Raw genomic sequence first — 14,721 nt, forward strand, 5'->3', positions numbered from 1 at the left:
CGAGGACGGTTCGTATCGACGCACGCCAACACGCTTGCGTCTGCGCGGAACGGGCAGCGCGCCATCGGCATCGGTCATGTTCAGTTGCACACCTTGACGGTGCCGTTGCTCGTGCATTGACCGGTGGCCCAGTGACTCTGCCCTGCCAGATGAGGCGCCAGGCCGATGCCGCGGATCGGTGCGGCCGGCGACGATGCCGGAACGGCCGCGGCTGTGGACGCGGTGTCGGGCGACGGCAGCAAAGGCGGCTCGGACGCGGTCTGGCAAGCCGACAGCGCCAAGCAAAGTGCGGATGCCAACGGGGCGATGAGCGATCTGGACATGGTCTCGTACGCGTGTGCGATATTCGCTTCCGGTAACGGGCTCGTTGAAGATCGCGTGGCCCGTCAAACCGTTCGGCGCAACCGTCAACCCAGCATGACGGTCATCCAATACTACGCCTCGCGATCGACGTCGTGCGAGCGGCCGTTCGGCCAGGTAGCGCCAGCCATGCGGCCGCGCGCGCTATCGCCGGCGCGTGCCGCACCGGTCAGATTTGCGGCAGATCGCGCAACGTGCGCGACTCGCTCGTTGCATCGATGTCGAGCTCGATGCCTTCCGATGCATCGCGATACTGCACGCGTTTGAGCCTGGGCCCGATCGCCGTGGCGTCCGATGCCGAGAAGATTGCGCGGACATCGTTGCCGGACGCGAGCGCGCGCGCCACGTCCGCCACCGGCGCCTCGCTGGGCGCCGCCGCCCACGACCGGTCGGCCGGATTCACGGCCGCCCAGCGCACGTGCGTCACGCGCGCGCTGAGCGGATCGATTCGCACGCCATTCACCGCAAACATCGACATCGGCATCTCCTTTGAATTATTTTCGGCCCGCCGCGCTGATACGGGTCACGGACAGCCCCAGATCTCGCAGACGTTTCCTGCCGGATCCGCCACGGAAATCGCGATCGTACCGTCGCCGTAGTCCCACTCGTTCAGGATACTGACGCGGCACGACTCGAGCCGCGCGACGGCTTCCGAGACATGCGCCACTTCGATGGCCAGCGCAATGCCATGGCCGGTCGGTCGAAACTCCGGATACGGAAACTCGCCAGCGCGGCCCGTATGAACGGTAAGCGTCGCTCCGCCGACGACGAAGCGATGCCACGGATTCCCCGCCGCCGATACGCCATCGGAATGCGCCGGCAGCGCGAGCGCCACACGATAGAAATCCACTACCGCCCGAAAGCGGTCGTATTCGACCGGCACCAGGATGCCCAGACTCGCAATCATGTGCGCCTCTCCGGCCAACGAGATTTTCGATGATACATTGGGACGCTTTGCAACCGTCAACAGACAATCGTGCACGGGAGAAACACATGACCGACGCCTGGGGAACCTTCCCTGCCAGAATGGGCGACCATCAGGCTTTCATCAGCTTCAACCACAGCTTTGCGGAAATCGCGGAAGGCGATCCGCGCGCGTCGCTGCTCAGTGTGCGCGTCCCCTTTGCGCATCCGACACCGGAAGGCCTGCCGGCCGGCGACGAATTCGCCGCGCTCGCGACGATCGAGGATCTGCTGGACGCCACGATCACCGCGAAAGGTGGCGTGCAGGTTGGCCGCATCACCGTCGACGGCCACCGGGATTTCCTCTTCTACGTGCCGTTCGACGACGCGGCAGCGGCGGAGATCGTCGACGCACTGGCCGATCAGACGACCTATGCCCTTCAGTACGCGCACCAGGACGATCCGGACAAGGAAGCCTACTGGCAGACGCTCTACCCGACCGACGACGACTGGCAGATCATGCGCGACATGCGCGTGCTGGATGAATTGCGGAAGAAAGGCGACGCCAGCGACGTCAGCCGGCGCGTGATGCACTGGGCGTACTTCCCCGACCAAAGCGACGCGCATCAGTTCGCAGACTGGGCCGAAGCGAAAGGCTATCCGGTCGAATCGGTTGCGCCCACCGAAGACGGCAAGTCGGCCGTACGGTTTTCGCACCAAGGCACCATGGCACTGGCCGACATCACGCGCCATACGGTCGCGATCAATCGCGAGGTACGTTCGTTCGGAGGGGAATACGACGGCTGGGAAACCAGCGTCGAACAGGCTCGCTGAGTGGGGTAACGTGCCTGCTGCGCGCGACGTGATGCAACGCATCCGGCGCAAAAAACATCCCGGCGGCAGGGTTGCGCGCCGCCGGGACCAAGGCATCACCGGCCGAAACCGGCGATGGGCCTGAGGGTTCGCTCAGGCACGAGGAAAGCGATTCGTACGGATCAGGCGATCGGATGCCAGGGCGCGCAACCGATGCGATTACGCCGCCCGCCGAACGCCTGTCCGGTTCCGCCGACGCAGCCTTCCGGCGTCGGACGGGCAAAAAGCCCCCGCTCCTGCGCGAGCGAGCGGGGAAACGGTTGACCGGGCCGGGGAAGAACGGTCAACCGGCCAAATTGTGAGCGCGGGCCGCGCAACGATCTGTGCGCCAACTCACCCTTTGGTGACAATGCCGCGGCAACCGGACCGCTCGCATGCCGCGCGGATCGCGTCACGGTCCGAGCGCAACGCCCGCGACCGGCGCGAGCATCACCACGATGACGGGCGACAGCACCACTGCCCCGACCATCATCACGCCGTCGGCCGCGAGCGTGACGGGTGTCGCGAGCAAGCGCACGGCCTTGCCTGCCGTGGTAATGCGATCGGTGACCTGGATCTTGTACGAATGCTCAAACGACGACCACGTCTTGCCTTGCGCAAAACCATCGGCCAGATAGCGCGATCCGTCCAGCACACCATTCATCTCCAGATCTCTGCTTCCGAGCTTCGTGAAGCCGTCCTCCTGCGCGCGATCCCAATCCTCGTCGGTCATGCCATTGCGGGGGAGCCGCAGCGAAAACTTGCCCGAGATCTTGCTGCCCTGCGCGGCGAACCCATAGAGCGCCGCCTTGATCGATTTGCGGTAAGGCGATGCCAGCACAGCGCCGAGATGCTCGGGCATATCGAAGATGTAGTGATATTTCTTGCCGAGCACGACGAATTTCTTGCCGTCCTCGCTGACGAGAAATCGGTCGACTGTCTCTTCATATCTGCCGTCTTCGAACAGCATGGCGGTGCAGCCTGTCAGGCCGGCAGCGACAATGATCGCGCCCGCCGTCAGTAGCGTTCTTCTTTTCATGTCCGGAATTTTATTTTGTTTTAATTCAAGCAAATGATTTGAGGCCCGGGGCCAGTTTCCGGTAAGTAGCAAGTGTTGTCAAAGCAGGATCATTCTATTTTTTCTAGCGGCACGATTCAGACTTCATTTTTCGCTACCGATTTTTTCGAAACCGGGTTTCGCGAACCCAGGAACTTGCATCATGACAACCGGGTTTCGTCGTCGTGACAGTCAGCTGAAAAGCCATTCCGCAACCATCTCGATCCAGTCGAGATCGCTGGCGACATCAATGACGGTTTCGCCGACGATTTCGGCAGTCGACTCGGTCGATGCGCCCGTCGCCACCGCGCCGACAGCAACCGCGTTCGCCTTCGCTATTTCGACCGACGCGCCGGATCTCGGATCGGCCAGCCGCTCCAGCCAGTCGACGATATTGGCACGCGCCTCTTCTTCATCGGCGAAATCATGCCGCTCGAGAAAGCGGTCGAACACGATCCACGCAAGCGTCTTGCTTCGCGAAGCGGATTCGAGACGCCAATCGACAACGCCTGTCCGACCGGACTCCCTGATTTCGAGCGTCGCGGTGAAACAGTAATCGAGATACTCGATCTCAAGTTTCGACGGCATGGTTTTCTCCGGTCAATCTGCCCTCTCTGTTCCTATGATGATTCGTGCATGCCGGGTTTCGCGACGCCGCGCGAATCCCGAGTGAAATTCGCGCGGTGCGCCATTCCCGCTGGCAGTATCGCGACATTCCCGTGACCTGTCGATATCGATCGCCGACACAAGACCGCATTCGATTTTTCCACCCTTCCTCTCCGCGCTTTCATTCGCGGTTCAGGTTCTGCTGCGAATCGCTCCGCTTTCCGGTTGCGGGTATTGCCCTGCTTTCCCGCCGCAATCGCGCTGCTAAACTTCAACAAAGACGACCGCTTGCAGCACCAGAGGAAGTAATGGCAATGGCACTCGCCCACGCACAACAGAATGGCGTAGAAGTCTGGATTATCCAGCTTCCCGGGCACGCCCCCTATGCCTATACGCACCTCAAGCGGGTATTCTCGTCCGACGATACGCGACACCGGGTCGTGACGATCGACCTGAAGAAACTGCTGACATGCGCCGACCGAGACACGACGGACTACGTGTTGCCGTCAGTGCTGTACTGGGCCCCCGGAAAGGCCGCGGGCATTCGCGAATTCCTCGATCCGGACCAGGACAGGATTCCCGACATGCCGTACATCACGTTTCGCGAGACGAGAACGCGCACGCTGCTCGGCATCCCCGGCCTGTCGAAAGTCGGCGTGGCGTCGTTCCGCAACGGCCAGCATCGCGCGCGCTATCTCGCCTATGCGGGCGCAACGACCCTGCCCGTCGAGGTGCATGAGACGGAAGCCGATTTGCTCGTGCGGTACTGCAGCGAGTAGCGCTGGAGTGCGTTTGGCCTTCGCCCGGCGATGGCCGAACGTCATGCGACCGTTCGCTCGAATGTCGCCAGGCCGCTACGCCTGTATCGCGTAGATCCGGTCGGTGACCTCCGTCTGGCCGATGCGGCTCGTTTCGATACCCGCCAGTTGCCAGCCGTTGTGTTCATAGAAACCGATCGCCCGTTCGTTGCCCTCCAGCACCTTCAGGTGGACCCTGTCCACGCCGAGCCCGCGCGCCCACGCCCGAACGGCTTCGATCATGCGCTTGCCCGTGCCGCTTCCGTGATGAGAAGGATGGACGTGCAGGCAATCGAGCAGCACGCCAAGCGCCGGATCGACGGGACGCTCGGCACTGACGATGCCCACGGGCTCGCCGTCCACCTCGGCGATCAGCACGAGGCCCCACTCTTTTTCATTGCGATCGAGATATTGCCGCCACCGGATCGCGTGTTCCGTCGGCGCCTCGTCGGACAGGTAGGCCACCGGCAGGATGTGGCTGTACGCGGTTTGCCAGCTCAGCGTGTGCAGGCGAGCGATGTGGTTGGCGTCTTGCGCTGTCGCGGCGCGCAGCGTGGCCCGGGTTTCCGGCATCGGTGGTCACTCCTTCCGCTGGTTGTCTTGATCGGGACGTCTCGCCGCAAAATATACCGCGCGTTGCACGCATGCAAAAATCGACGTCGCCGCGCTCGAACCATACTTGTCGGCCCGACCCGGAACCACGGGTACACAAACCTTGGGGAATTCAAACAATGCGACGTGTGTTGGGAACGATCGGATTTGCGATCGCGGGCGTCATCAGCGTGATCGCGTGGGCCACGATCGACAGCCGCCTGTGTATCGCGTTTGATCGATTGTGCATACCGCCGGCCGGTTCCTGCGGTGGCGGCGTAGATGCGTGCGCAGCAACGATCCACGCCACCGTCGACCTGTTCGCGTATCTGTTCGGACCGCCTATCCTGTTCGCGGTGCTCGGAGCCTATCTGTTTTCAAGACGTCGCCCGCCGCACGTGATCGTCGCGTACCTTGCATGCGCCGTCGCCACACACTGGCTCGTGACGTTCGTGGGCGTTCGCCTCCTTCATGTCTGACGCGATCGCGTCAGCGCCTGCCTGCCGGGCGTCGCTGCAACTCGTTGCCAGCGCAACGGAATGCAGGCAAAAAAAAATCCCGACACCTTCATGGGTTGTCGGGATCGAACGGCCCTGCAAAGCATGAGGGCACGAGGAAGTCGATACATTACACCAATGTAAGACTGTTGCGCATTGTCGGTTCACGCCAAGTCCCTGTCTCATTCGGCCATTCAGGCGACAAAGGGCGGCCATAAACGAAAAAAGCCTGCTCACGCGGAACGCGAGCAGGCAAGAAAACGGATCAGCATTCGAGGCACGAGGGCTGTCCAGGGAAGATAACGGCACGGGAAGCGAGAACCTTAATCGGGAAAGGAAACTGCACAACATCACGTCAACCGGATACGGCCATACGATCTCGCGGCAAAGATGGTTTGATGAAAACCTGCTACACAGTGACGATATCCTGTTGCGCTCAACCCTGCTTTCCGTCAATCGTTCGCCGTTCGACCCGGCTTGCGCGTAGCGGAGCGCCCGTCCGTTTCATTGGCCATGTATGGCAAACTTCGGCTCCGAATCGACGCATCGCGCACTCTTTATCACAGGGGAATCATGTACGTCCTGATCTATATCGCAGCGGTCGCTGTCGCTAACCTGATGGTCGCTCATTTCGGACCGGCTGCTACCCCGATCATCGCGTTCCTTCTGATCGGACTCGATCTCGCGATTCGAGACCGGCTCCATCTGGACTGGCGCGGCCGCGCGCTTTGGTCACGGATGTTTGCGTTGATCGCAGCCGCCGGCGTCGTCAGTTACGCGCTCAATCCCGCCGCCAAGGAAATCGCCCTCGCGTCTCTGGTGGCGTTCGGTTCGGCAGCCGTGGCGAGCGCGATCGTGTTTCAACTCGCACGTCGCTTCCCGATACTGGCGCGTGCAAATGGCGCGAATGTCGCGGGGGCGGCTGTCGACTCCATCATCTTTCCGCTGATTGCGTTCGGGACGGTGTTCCCGACGATCGCCGCATTGCAGTTCGTCGCGAAGGTGGCTGGTGGTGCTTTGTGGTCGTGGTTGGTTTTTCGAAACGCTCGAACGGTGCAAGCGGGGATCGCGAGCAATGTGGTGGATCGGTGAGGACGGGTCGGCGTTTGGCCACGGGTTAAAGCCATCGAACGACTGCGATGTTGCCTCGATCGACTGCACCCACTGCAGAGAAAAGATCGCGGTAGCGCCGTGTTCGATCGCCACGCACCTGCCGTCCATGTACGGGCGATGACGTATTGCTCGATCGACAAGATAATGACAAACCACGACAAAACGCGGAGCCGACCATATGCAGCCCTATGGGCCATCAACGGCATACTCGTATTGATCGATTTATTCTGGCTCCCAGCAGCCGGAATATTCGTGCCTATTTCTACTATCGCAAAAAAGGGCGTCGGAATAGTGCTAGCCATGTTGCTTGGCACTCTACTGTGGATGGTCTCGCGGGCATTCCGTAATCGATCTGAATCGCGGACCATCTTCTATCGTGAAATCGCCATCGTGCTGTGGTGGATCGGTGCCTTCTGTGCGTTCACCGACGCCGCTCTGGTACTGCAATACCTGACCGTAAGCGCTGGGCGCCCGCTGGTCGACACGGCGTTGCTACGGTTCGATTCACAATTCGGTTTCGAGTGGGAGGTACTCTATAAGTGGGTCGGCGCACATCCCACCATAAAAACCATATTGCACGTGGCGTATGAAACCGGATTAATTCAGCTTGCGACAATCCCGTTTATATTGGCTGTTGTCAGAAAATCGCAGGATTACTCGGAGCTGGTCCTGAACGCCACGATCTCGGGGCTCATTGTGGTATTGATTGGCTGGCTCTACCCGGCCAGCAGCGCGTACCTGCACTTCGGAATTCACGCGCCCGGGACAGCCGACACGGTTTCAGATTTCATCTTGCTTCGGTCCGGCGAACTACGGCAGATCGTCCTTGAGAACGCGCAGGGGCTCGTATCGATGCCGTCGTACCATGCGGCGCTAGCAATCTGTTTCGCATGGAGTCTCCGGCATGTCCGGCGGGTTTTTCCTGCCGCTTGCGTCCTGAACATCGCGATGATCCTGTCGACGCCCACGGAAGGTGGCCACTATCTAGCGGACGTCGTCGCCGGAATCTTCCTCGGCGTCGCCACGATATACGTGACGCGCGCTTTCCTGCCGGGCTACTTGCGGGCAACCGCCGATTCCCCGCTGCCCGATCGCGATCTGCCGATCGCCGCCCACCCCCTCTCTACCGACAAGCGCCAATAAGTCAGTGGCCGCCACGTCCGGCCGCTCCCGGACTACTTTCAGTGTTGCTCGCCTCGAACGGGCAATTTTTTTGGTTTCACGTTTTAGAAACTGCTCGACTGTGCGTTAGAACTATCTGAACTATCGGACATCCACGCAATTTCGAGCAGCAGGAGACGGCCATCAAGCAAGCTGCTCGCGTCCTTTTCTGGATCGCCGTCGGCGACGTCGTGAATAGCATGTTGCACGCAGTGACCGACCAGATTCACGCCGCATTCATCGCGCCGTAACCGAAGTGACCTGTCGTGGCCGCAGGTCGGCCGCCAGGCCGGTCACATTAAAGTGAAGCGTGGAAGAGGCGCAGCGAGGTAATCGAGCAGATCGAAATCATGACGACGTCTGGCACGCGCTACATGCGCGACGGCGTCAAAAAGTTGTTCTAGGGGAAGTTGCTGAACGAGGCAATCGAGGAAAAGGTATTTGCCGGCCGGTCCACGGTCCATGACATGCGCGCATATTACGCGACACAGCACAAGGACAAGCGCGGCGCACTGCCCGACCTTCACGCGAATCCAGCAACAACCGCACGCGTGTATGACCGAAACAAAATCGTAAAGCGCTGTGAAGTCCATTTTGTGGAATTCCAAAACAAAAACGGCACTGTCTTTTTGGACAGTGCCGTTTTTAACAACTTGATACCGCTTGGAATTCTTTGGGGTGGCTGATGGGACTCGAACCCACGACGACAGGAATCACAATCCTGGACTCTACCAACTGAGCTACAGCCACCACTGTTACTACTTTTTGTTCTTCGCTGCTTTTGTGTTTCAGCAGCGAAGAACAAGATTATACGAACACTTTTGAATCTTGCAAAGCTTTTTTTTCAAAAATTTCTTCGGCCTCGTTCAGATGCGCGCGCGCCTCGTCGAACACGGCCAGATCGGCACGTGCGAGCTTCTTGTTGTCGGACAGCACACGACGCCAGCCGCGTGCGCCGGGCATGCCGCGATACAGTCCGAGCGCATGCCGCACGATCGCGCCGAGGTAAGTCCCGCGCTTCAGTTCGGCCGCGCAGTATTCGATCAGCTTCGCCTCGGCCTCTGCGCGCGTCGGCACCGCCGCGGTCGATCCGTAGAAGCGCGCATCGACCTCCGCGAGCACGTACGGGTTGTGATACGCCTCGCGGCCGAGCATCACGCCGTCGACATGCTCCAGATGCTGCGCAACCTCGTCGAGCGTCGTGATGCCACCATTGATGACGATCTCGAGCGACGGAAAATCGCGCTTCAACTGATACGCATAGTCGTACTTGAGCGGCGGGATCTCGCGATTCTCCTTCGGCGACAGCCCCTTCAGGATCGCATTGCGCGCATGCACGACGAACGTTTTGCAGCCAGCCTCGGCCACCGTGCCGACGAAGTCGCGCACGAACGCGTAGTCCTCGACCGCATCGACACCGATCCGGTGTTTGACCGTGACCGGCACCGACACCGCATCGCTCATCGCCTTCACGCAGTCGGCCACGAGTTGCGGCTCGTTCATCAGGCACGCGCCGAACGCGCCGCGCTGCACGCGCTCGGACGGGCAGCCGCAATTCAGGTTGATTTCGTCGTAGCCCCACTGCTCACCGAGCTTCGCGGCACGCGCGAGGTCGTCGCGCTCGCTGCCGCCCAACTGCAGCGCAACCGGCGATTCGTTCGGCGTGAACGCGAGATGCCGCTGAGCATCGCCGAACAGCAGCGCGCCCGTCGTGATCATTTCCGTATACAGCCACGTGTCGCGCGTCAGCGTCCGGTGGAACGACCGGCAATGGCGGTCGGTCCAGTCGAGCATGGGCGCGACGGATACGCGGCGAGGAGGAAGCGAGGACGGTACGGACATGGATTTCGGGCAACAGGCCTGACGGCGCGGGAACAACCCGGCATTTTACCGCAAGACGGGCCGTGCCTGCCCGGCACGCAGGCTACCCTTCGCCCAGCTCCGTATCGACCGCCCGCCGCGCCTCGTCGAGCACACGCTCGATCACGCGTCGTTCGGTCAGCAGCATCCCGTCGACCTTGACGAGCCGCCAGTCGATCCGCACGGCATCGCCTTGCAGCACGCGGTAATGCGCATGCTCGCCGTCCCAGACCTGCTCGGTCTTCACCTCGATCTCGAAGCCGCGGTACGGCTCGCTGAAATCGCCGAGGTCGCTGCCTCTCGGTTCCATCGCACGCTCCGTGGCGACGCAGCGCCGGGCCGCCCGCGCGGTCGGCGCCGTGCGCTCAATCGTATTCGTCGGATAAAAAGGATTTGCCATCGGCCGTCAGGTCGACCCGGTCGGCCGCCGCCTGGTAGATCAGCCCCTCGTTCAGCAACGCGTAGACGACGTCGTCGAACACGGCGGGAACCGGCCGGCTTTCACCGAACTGGTCGATCCACTTCAGCGCCTCGATGGCTTCGGGGGAAAGGATGGGGGTCATGCGTTGGCCTCCGGCATCGTTGTCGCTCCATCCTAGCACTTCGTCAGGACGTCGAATACCAAGGCAAACGCGCTACGGAAATGCCGGGCAGCGCCAACGGGCAGTTTGCCCGTGACGCCGCACCGGCGCTGGACACGCGGGCTCAGAGGCGCGCGATCGATACTTCGGTCGATTTCACGAGCGCGACGACTTCCGCGCCGACCTTCAGTTCGAGTTCGTCGACCGAACGGGTCGTGATCACCGACGTGACGATGCCGAACGGCGTCTCGACGTCGACCTCGGAGACCACGGATCCGCGGATGATCTCCTTCACCTTGCCCTTGAACTGGTTACGTACGTTGATTGCAGTGATGCTCATCAGGTTGATCGCTCCGAAGAAAAAGATCTCACAACGGGCGGCCGTTGCCGCCCGGATTTAAACGGCCCAGCGGATCTGCCCGACCGGTCGAACGTTATCCGTCTCATGCGTCGCGTCCTGGCCGGCCGCACCGGGCCCGCCGGCAAGCACGCGTTTCAGCACGCGATCCTCCAGCGCCGCAAACGCGGCCGATGCGCGGGCGCGCGGCCGGTCGAGCGGCACTGGCTGATCCAGCGCCACCCGCCCCTGCTCGATGAGCAGGATGCGGTCGCCGAGCGCGACGGCCTCCTGCACGTCGTGCGTGACGAGCAACGCCGTGAACCGGTGTTCGCGCCACAACCGCTCGATCAGCGCATGCATCTCGATGCGGGTCAGCGCGTCGAGCGCGCCGAGCGGCTCGTCGAGCAACAGCAATTGCGGCCGGTGCACGAGCGCGCGGGCCAGTGCGACACGCTGCCGCTGGCCGCCTGATAGTTGCGCGGGCCAGTCGTTCGCGCGTTCCAGCAGGCCGACTTCATCGAGCACCGCGCGTGCCTGGTCGCGCGCGCCGCGCCCAAGGCCCAGCATCACGTTCTGCAGCACGGTCTTCCACGGCAGCAGGCGCGCATCCTGGTACATGATCCGCGTATCGAGTTCGCCGCCGCCCTCGCCGCGCGTCTCGAGCGCGCCGCTGCTCGGCTGCTCGAGTCCCGCGACGAGACGCAGCAGCGTCGATTTCCCGCAGCCGCTGCGACCGACGATCGCGACGAAGCTGCCGCGCGCGATGCCGAGCTCGACGTTGTCGAGCACCGTGCGCGCGCCGAAGCGCTTGCTGACGCCCGACAGCGTCACCGCATCGTCGGGTGCCGGGCCGCCTGCCCGCCGCCGTGCAAGCGGAACGACGGAGGCGCTGCCGTCACGTTCGAGGATTGCCGCATCGCGCGCGTCGCCGTCCGCGACGCGCGCCTGCGCCAGTTCGGCCTCGAGGTCTGCGCCGGCGAGCAGGCCGTAGGCGGCCGCCGAAGTCGTCGCATTCATGCCTTTGCTCCTGATTGGTAAGCGGGGTGCCAGCGCAGCGTCACGCGCTCGAGCCATTTCGCCAGCACGTCGGCCAGCTTGCCGAGCACCGCGTACAGCAGGATGCCGACCACCACCACGTCGGTTTGCAGGAATTCACGCGCGTTCATCGTCATGTAGCCGATGCCCGACTGCGCGGAGATCGTTTCCGCGACGATCAGCATCACCCACATCAGCCCGAGCGCGAAGCGCACGCCGACGAGAATCGACGGCAACGCACCGGGCAGGATCACGTCGCGGTACAGCGCAAAGCCGCGCACGCCATAGCTCTTCGCCATCTCGATCAGGTTCGCGTCGACCGAGCGGATCCCGTGGTACGTGTTGATGTAGACCGGAAAGAACACCCCGAGCGCAACGAGGAACAGCTTCGCCTTCTCGTCGATGCCGAACCACAGGATCACGAGCGGAATCATCGCGAGCGCCGGGATGTTGCGGATCATCTGGATCGTCGAATCGAGCGCGACCTCGGCTGCCTTCGACAAGCCGGTCGCGAGCCCCAGCGCGAGGCCGACGCCGCCGCCGATCGCGAAACCGAACAGCGCGCGCCAGGTGCTGACCTTCACGTTCGCCCACATTTCACCCGACGTCACGAGCGACCAGGCCGCTCGGACGACCGCCACGGGCTCGGGCAACACGCGGGTCGACAGCCAGCCGGTGCGCGCGCCGACTTCCCATACCGCCAGCAGTGCGAGCGGCACGAGCCACGGTGCGACGCCGCGCCATGCGCGGGCGACCACGGCCGCGCCCGTCGTCGACGTTTTCGTTGTCATCGCAGGCCTCCCGTCGCTCAGCTCTGGGCCGCTTTCGGCAGATAGCTGTTGCCGACGATCTCGCCGAACGGGCCCGACAGCGGGCCGGTCGCCTTCGCCTCGCCGTTGCCCTTGATCAGCGGGAACACGAGTTCCGCAAAGCGGTACGACTCCTCCAGGTGCGGATAGCCGGACAGGATGAAGGTCTCGATGCCGAGATCCGCGTATTCGCGCATGCGCTCCGCGACCTGTTCCGGATTGCCGACGAGCGCGGTACCCGCACCGCCGCGAACGAGGCCGACACCGGCCCACAGGTTCGGATACACCTCGAGCGCCTCACGGCCCCCGCGCTTGCCGCCGTGCAGCGCGGCCATCCGGCGCTGGCCTTCCGAATCCATGTTCGCGAACGCCTTCTGCGCACGCGCGATGGTTTCGTCGTCGAGGCGGCTGATCAGGCGCTCGGCGTCGCGCCACGCTTCGTCCTCGGTTTCGCGCACGATCACGTGCAGACGAATGCCGAACTTGATCTTGCGGCCGCGCGCCTCCGCACGGGCGCGAATATCCGCGATCTTCTTCGCGACGGCCTCGGGCGGCTCGCCCCAGGTCAGGTAGGTGTCGATGTGATCGGCCGCGATCTCATGTGCGGCCGGCGATGAGCCGCCGAACCAAAGCGGCGGATGCGGACGCTGCACGGGCGGATACAGCGCCTTGCCGCCCTTCGATTGCAGATGCTTGCCGATGTAGTCGAACCCGCCGTTGTCGTGCGACGCGGACAACAGCCCGCGCCAGATGTTCAGGAAGTCGTCGGTGATTTCGTAGCGCGTGTCGTGATCCGCGAACAGGCCGTCGCCTTCGAGTTCGGCGGCATCGCCGCCCGTCACGACGTTGATCAGCAGGCGGCCGCCCGACAAGCGGTCGAACGTCGCGGCCATCCTCGCCGACAGCCCCGGCGACGCGATGCCGGGACGGATCGCGACCAGGAACTTCAGGCGCTGCGTCGCCGGGATGAGGCTCGACGCAACGACCCACGCATCCTCGCAGGAACGGCCGGTCGGCAACAGCACGCCCTCGTAGCCGAGCGTGTCGGCCGCCACCGCGACCTGCTTGAAGTAATCGTAGTCCGCGGCGCGCGCACCTTCGGCCGTACCGAGATAGCGGCTGTCGCCGTGCGTGGGGATAAACCAGAACACATTCATTTGCTGCTCCTGCTTGACTGTCCTTGCCGGAATTTGAAAAAAACACCGCCCTGCTCGCGTCGCGGATCAGCGGCGCATGCATGGTGTGCGTTCGAATCGGGATGGCTCGCCGGTCAGGCCGTGCAGCGGGCGAGGACGCGATTGCACGGCTGTTTCTGGGAAATCAGTCTAGGGATCGGTGCAGGGCTTTGGAACGATTTTTTTGAGCTTAGGTTTTCCGCTTTCGTGATTAGCACGACGCTGGAGCGAATATCGCGGCGGGCGGGCCCTATAATGACGCACCTATCCGAATAACTCCGCGCGGACGGCCCCGGCCGTGCGCGCCTGCGGTGCACTCATCGATGCAGAAAGTCATCCTGCCATTCCTGTCCGGCTTCCTGGCCGCCCTGTTCTTCCGCGAGGCCACGCTCGCACTCCTTCATACGGCCGACCTGATCGCCGCAACCGGCTTCTCCACGCAGCCGTTCGCGCCGCTCGGCATTCCTGAATTTGTCGCGAATGCGCTGATCAGCGCATGCTGTGCAGTCCCGATGGCGTGGCTGCTGCGGGTGTCGCCGGAACGCGAGGCATCGTGGATCGGCGCACTGGTGTTCGGCGGCATCGTGCTGACGGCCGCCCGCGTGTTCGCGATCGATCCGCTGCGCGGCATCTGGCCGTCCGGCAACATGATGCCCGTGCTCGCGGCCGGCTTCGCGGCGAACGCGGTATGGGGTTTCGGCGCGCTCGTGTTCATGCGTGCGTTCATGTCGGACGACGCAGGCGACGAGTAACACGGGCGCAAGCGCGACGTCCGTCGACCGCGGGCCGGTCGACCTTGTCAAGTCCTGGAATAGGTTGACAGTATCCAGACGCTAAAACGCCTGATGCACCGCATCGGGCGTTTTGTATTTCAGGGCGGCATGTGGCCGCTCGTGGTTGTAGATGCGCACCGACTGTTCGACCATCTTGGCAGCCTGTTCAAGGTCAGCGGGACGCTGCAGCAGGAACTCCCCCTTGAGGATG

Annotated in this window: 21 protein-coding genes and 1 tRNA gene; 7 read left to right on the top strand and 15 right to left on the bottom strand. The window is 62.8% G+C overall.

The genetic code is table 11. From position 1 onward, the window contains the following. Positions 1-80 precede the first annotated feature (80 nt). From BDO18943_RS43065 to BDO18943_RS12890, 3 genes are all read right to left on the bottom strand, one after another. Positions 81-323 carry a hypothetical protein gene (locus BDO18943_RS43065; RefSeq protein ID WP_043182706.1) on the bottom strand — a complete coding sequence of 81 codons (243 nt, stop codon included), beginning with the start codon at positions 321-323 and terminating at the stop codon, positions 81-83. A 206-nt stretch (positions 324-529) separates the two neighbouring features. After that, complete coding sequence (locus BDO18943_RS12885; RefSeq protein WP_043183156.1) at positions 530-838, bottom strand: hypothetical protein; 309 nt, start codon at positions 836-838, stop codon at positions 530-532. Between the two features lie 45 nt (positions 839-883). After that, positions 884-1,327 carry a VOC family protein gene (locus tag BDO18943_RS12890; protein WP_175022579.1) on the bottom strand — a complete coding sequence of 148 codons (444 nt, stop codon included), beginning with the start codon at positions 1,325-1,327 and terminating at the stop codon, positions 884-886. 26 nt (positions 1,328-1,353) lie between these two features. Here BDO18943_RS12890 and BDO18943_RS12895 point away from each other — a divergent pair, with 26 nt between their 5' ends. Then, the gene (locus BDO18943_RS12895; protein ID WP_175022580.1) at positions 1,354-2,097 is read left to right on the top strand and encodes a DUF695 domain-containing protein; all 744 of its coding nucleotides are present in this window, start codon (positions 1,354-1,356) and stop codon (positions 2,095-2,097) included. 430 nt (positions 2,098-2,527) lie between these two features. On the opposite strand, the gene BDO18943_RS12900 is transcribed toward BDO18943_RS12895, so the two are convergent. Both BDO18943_RS12900 and BDO18943_RS12905 read right to left on the bottom strand, forming a co-directional pair. Continuing rightward, positions 2,528-3,226 (bottom strand): hypothetical protein, encoded by a 699-nt coding sequence (locus tag BDO18943_RS12900; RefSeq protein ID WP_235995972.1) that lies wholly within the window; start codon positions 3,224-3,226, stop codon positions 2,528-2,530. A 138-nt stretch (positions 3,227-3,364) separates the two neighbouring features. Beyond that, positions 3,365-3,760, bottom strand: coding sequence for a hypothetical protein (locus BDO18943_RS12905; RefSeq protein ID WP_175022581.1), 396 nt, complete (start codon positions 3,758-3,760; stop codon positions 3,365-3,367). Positions 3,761-4,092: 332 nt separating this feature from the next. Between BDO18943_RS12905 and BDO18943_RS12910 the strand changes: the two genes are divergently transcribed. Further along, a complete protein-coding gene (locus BDO18943_RS12910; protein ID WP_043182697.1) occupies positions 4,093-4,557 on the top strand; it encodes a plasmid fertility inhibition factor family protein in 465 nt (154 codons plus the stop codon). Between the two features lie 75 nt (positions 4,558-4,632). Here the strand turns inward: BDO18943_RS12910 and BDO18943_RS12915 are convergent, their stop codons facing one another. Continuing rightward, positions 4,633-5,148: a GNAT family N-acetyltransferase gene (locus BDO18943_RS12915; RefSeq protein ID WP_175022582.1), complete on the bottom strand. Its 516-nt coding sequence runs from the start codon at positions 5,146-5,148 to the stop codon at positions 4,633-4,635. 158 nt (positions 5,149-5,306) lie between these two features. On the opposite strand from BDO18943_RS12915, the gene BDO18943_RS12920 reads away from it, so the two are divergent. From BDO18943_RS12920 to BDO18943_RS12935, 4 genes are all read left to right on the top strand, one after another. Further along, positions 5,307-5,645: a hypothetical protein gene (locus BDO18943_RS12920; protein WP_089450408.1), complete on the top strand. Its 339-nt coding sequence runs from the start codon at positions 5,307-5,309 to the stop codon at positions 5,643-5,645. Between the two features lie 591 nt (positions 5,646-6,236). After that, positions 6,237-6,755, top strand: a complete 519-nt coding sequence (locus BDO18943_RS12925) for a VUT family protein (RefSeq protein WP_051889821.1) — start codon at positions 6,237-6,239, stop codon at positions 6,753-6,755. 165 nt (positions 6,756-6,920) lie between these two features. After that, positions 6,921-7,919, top strand: a complete 999-nt coding sequence (locus tag BDO18943_RS12930) for a phosphatase PAP2 family protein (RefSeq protein WP_186248596.1) — start codon at positions 6,921-6,923, stop codon at positions 7,917-7,919. Between the two features lie 428 nt (positions 7,920-8,347). Further along, on the top strand, positions 8,348-8,623 hold the full coding sequence (locus tag BDO18943_RS12935; protein ID WP_235995974.1) for a hypothetical protein: 276 nt from the start codon (positions 8,348-8,350) through the stop codon (positions 8,621-8,623). Here the strand turns inward: BDO18943_RS12935 and BDO18943_RS12940 are convergent. The 8 genes from BDO18943_RS12940 to ssuD all read right to left on the bottom strand — a co-directional run bounded on the left by BDO18943_RS12940 (position 8,612) and on the right by ssuD (position 13,719). Next, positions 8,612-8,687 (bottom strand) — tRNA-His (locus BDO18943_RS12940). The genes BDO18943_RS12935 and BDO18943_RS12940 overlap by 12 nt on opposite strands. Positions 8,688-8,744: 57 nt before the next feature. Continuing rightward, positions 8,745-9,731 carry a tRNA dihydrouridine(20/20a) synthase DusA gene (gene dusA, locus BDO18943_RS12945; RefSeq protein ID WP_235995978.1) on the bottom strand — a complete coding sequence of 329 codons (987 nt, stop codon included), beginning with the start codon at positions 9,729-9,731 and terminating at the stop codon, positions 8,745-8,747. A gap of 130 nt (positions 9,732-9,861) precedes the next feature. After that, complete coding sequence (locus tag BDO18943_RS12950) at positions 9,862-10,107, bottom strand: hypothetical protein (protein WP_043182680.1); 246 nt, start codon at positions 10,105-10,107, stop codon at positions 9,862-9,864. 55 nt (positions 10,108-10,162) lie between these two features. After that, a complete protein-coding gene (locus BDO18943_RS12955) occupies positions 10,163-10,360 on the bottom strand; it encodes a hypothetical protein (protein WP_089425274.1) in 198 nt (65 codons plus the stop codon). A gap of 142 nt (positions 10,361-10,502) precedes the next feature. Next, on the bottom strand, positions 10,503-10,718 hold the full coding sequence (locus tag BDO18943_RS12960; RefSeq protein ID WP_006476104.1) for a TOBE domain-containing protein: 216 nt from the start codon (positions 10,716-10,718) through the stop codon (positions 10,503-10,505). A gap of 57 nt (positions 10,719-10,775) precedes the next feature. Further along, the gene (locus tag BDO18943_RS12965; protein ID WP_175022585.1) at positions 10,776-11,735 is read right to left on the bottom strand and encodes an ATP-binding cassette domain-containing protein; all 960 of its coding nucleotides are present in this window, start codon (positions 11,733-11,735) and stop codon (positions 10,776-10,778) included. After that, positions 11,732-12,544: an aliphatic sulfonate ABC transporter permease SsuC gene (gene ssuC / locus BDO18943_RS12970; RefSeq protein WP_175022586.1), complete on the bottom strand. Its 813-nt coding sequence runs from the start codon at positions 12,542-12,544 to the stop codon at positions 11,732-11,734. Before ssuC ends, BDO18943_RS12965 begins: the two co-directional genes overlap by 4 nt. Positions 12,545-12,561: 17 nt before the next feature. Beyond that, the gene (gene ssuD, locus BDO18943_RS12975) at positions 12,562-13,719 is read right to left on the bottom strand and encodes an FMNH2-dependent alkanesulfonate monooxygenase (protein WP_043182672.1); all 1,158 of its coding nucleotides are present in this window, start codon (positions 13,717-13,719) and stop codon (positions 12,562-12,564) included. 341 nt (positions 13,720-14,060) lie between these two features. Here ssuD and BDO18943_RS12980 point away from each other — a divergent pair, with 341 nt between their 5' ends. After that, the gene (locus BDO18943_RS12980; protein ID WP_043182670.1) at positions 14,061-14,489 is read left to right on the top strand and encodes a hypothetical protein; all 429 of its coding nucleotides are present in this window, start codon (positions 14,061-14,063) and stop codon (positions 14,487-14,489) included. A gap of 81 nt (positions 14,490-14,570) precedes the next feature. On the opposite strand, the gene BDO18943_RS12985 is transcribed toward BDO18943_RS12980, so the two are convergent. Further along, positions 14,571-14,721, bottom strand: a 151-nt coding sequence (locus BDO18943_RS12985; RefSeq protein WP_175022587.1) for an integrase core domain-containing protein, incomplete at its 5' end; no start/stop codon positions are given.

This window comes from Burkholderia aenigmatica (genome assembly GCF_902499175.1).
Lineage (GTDB): Bacteria > Pseudomonadota > Gammaproteobacteria > Burkholderiales > Burkholderiaceae > Burkholderia > Burkholderia aenigmatica.

Bases quoted from the DNA above. Each gene is read 5' to 3' on its own strand.
- BDO18943_RS43065 (WP_043182706.1), bottom strand. From the start codon at position 323: ATGTCCAGATCGCTCATCGCCCCGTTGGCATCCGCACTTTGCTTGGCG.
- BDO18943_RS12885 (WP_043183156.1), bottom strand. From the start codon at position 838: ATGTCGATGTTTGCGGTGAATGGCGTGCGAATCGATCCGCTCAGCGCG.
- BDO18943_RS12895 (WP_175022580.1), top strand. From the start codon at position 1,354: ATGACCGACGCCTGGGGAACCTTCCCTGCCAGAATGGGCGACCATCAG.
- BDO18943_RS12905 (WP_175022581.1), bottom strand. From the start codon at position 3,760: ATGCCGTCGAAACTTGAGATCGAGTATCTCGATTACTGTTTCACCGCG.
- BDO18943_RS12910 (WP_043182697.1), top strand. From the start codon at position 4,093: ATGGCACTCGCCCACGCACAACAGAATGGCGTAGAAGTCTGGATTATC.
- BDO18943_RS12915 (WP_175022582.1), bottom strand. From the start codon at position 5,148: ATGCCGGAAACCCGGGCCACGCTGCGCGCCGCGACAGCGCAAGACGCC.
- BDO18943_RS12920 (WP_089450408.1), top strand. From the start codon at position 5,307: ATGCGACGTGTGTTGGGAACGATCGGATTTGCGATCGCGGGCGTCATC.
- BDO18943_RS12925 (WP_051889821.1), top strand. From the start codon at position 6,237: ATGTACGTCCTGATCTATATCGCAGCGGTCGCTGTCGCTAACCTGATG.
- BDO18943_RS12930 (WP_186248596.1), top strand. From the start codon at position 6,921: ATGACAAACCACGACAAAACGCGGAGCCGACCATATGCAGCCCTATGG.
- dusA (WP_235995978.1), bottom strand. From the start codon at position 9,731: ATGCTCGACTGGACCGACCGCCATTGCCGGTCGTTCCACCGGACGCTG.
- BDO18943_RS12950 (WP_043182680.1), bottom strand. From the start codon at position 10,107: ATGGAACCGAGAGGCAGCGACCTCGGCGATTTCAGCGAGCCGTACCGC.
- BDO18943_RS12955 (WP_089425274.1), bottom strand. From the start codon at position 10,360: ATGACCCCCATCCTTTCCCCCGAAGCCATCGAGGCGCTGAAGTGGATC.
- BDO18943_RS12960 (WP_006476104.1), bottom strand. From the start codon at position 10,718: ATGAGCATCACTGCAATCAACGTACGTAACCAGTTCAAGGGCAAGGTG.
- BDO18943_RS12965 (WP_175022585.1), bottom strand. From the start codon at position 11,735: ATGAATGCGACGACTTCGGCGGCCGCCTACGGCCTGCTCGCCGGCGCA.
- ssuC (WP_175022586.1), bottom strand. From the start codon at position 12,544: ATGACAACGAAAACGTCGACGACGGGCGCGGCCGTGGTCGCCCGCGCA.
- ssuD (WP_043182672.1), bottom strand. From the start codon at position 13,719: ATGAATGTGTTCTGGTTTATCCCCACGCACGGCGACAGCCGCTATCTC.
- BDO18943_RS12980 (WP_043182670.1), top strand. From the start codon at position 14,061: ATGCAGAAAGTCATCCTGCCATTCCTGTCCGGCTTCCTGGCCGCCCTG.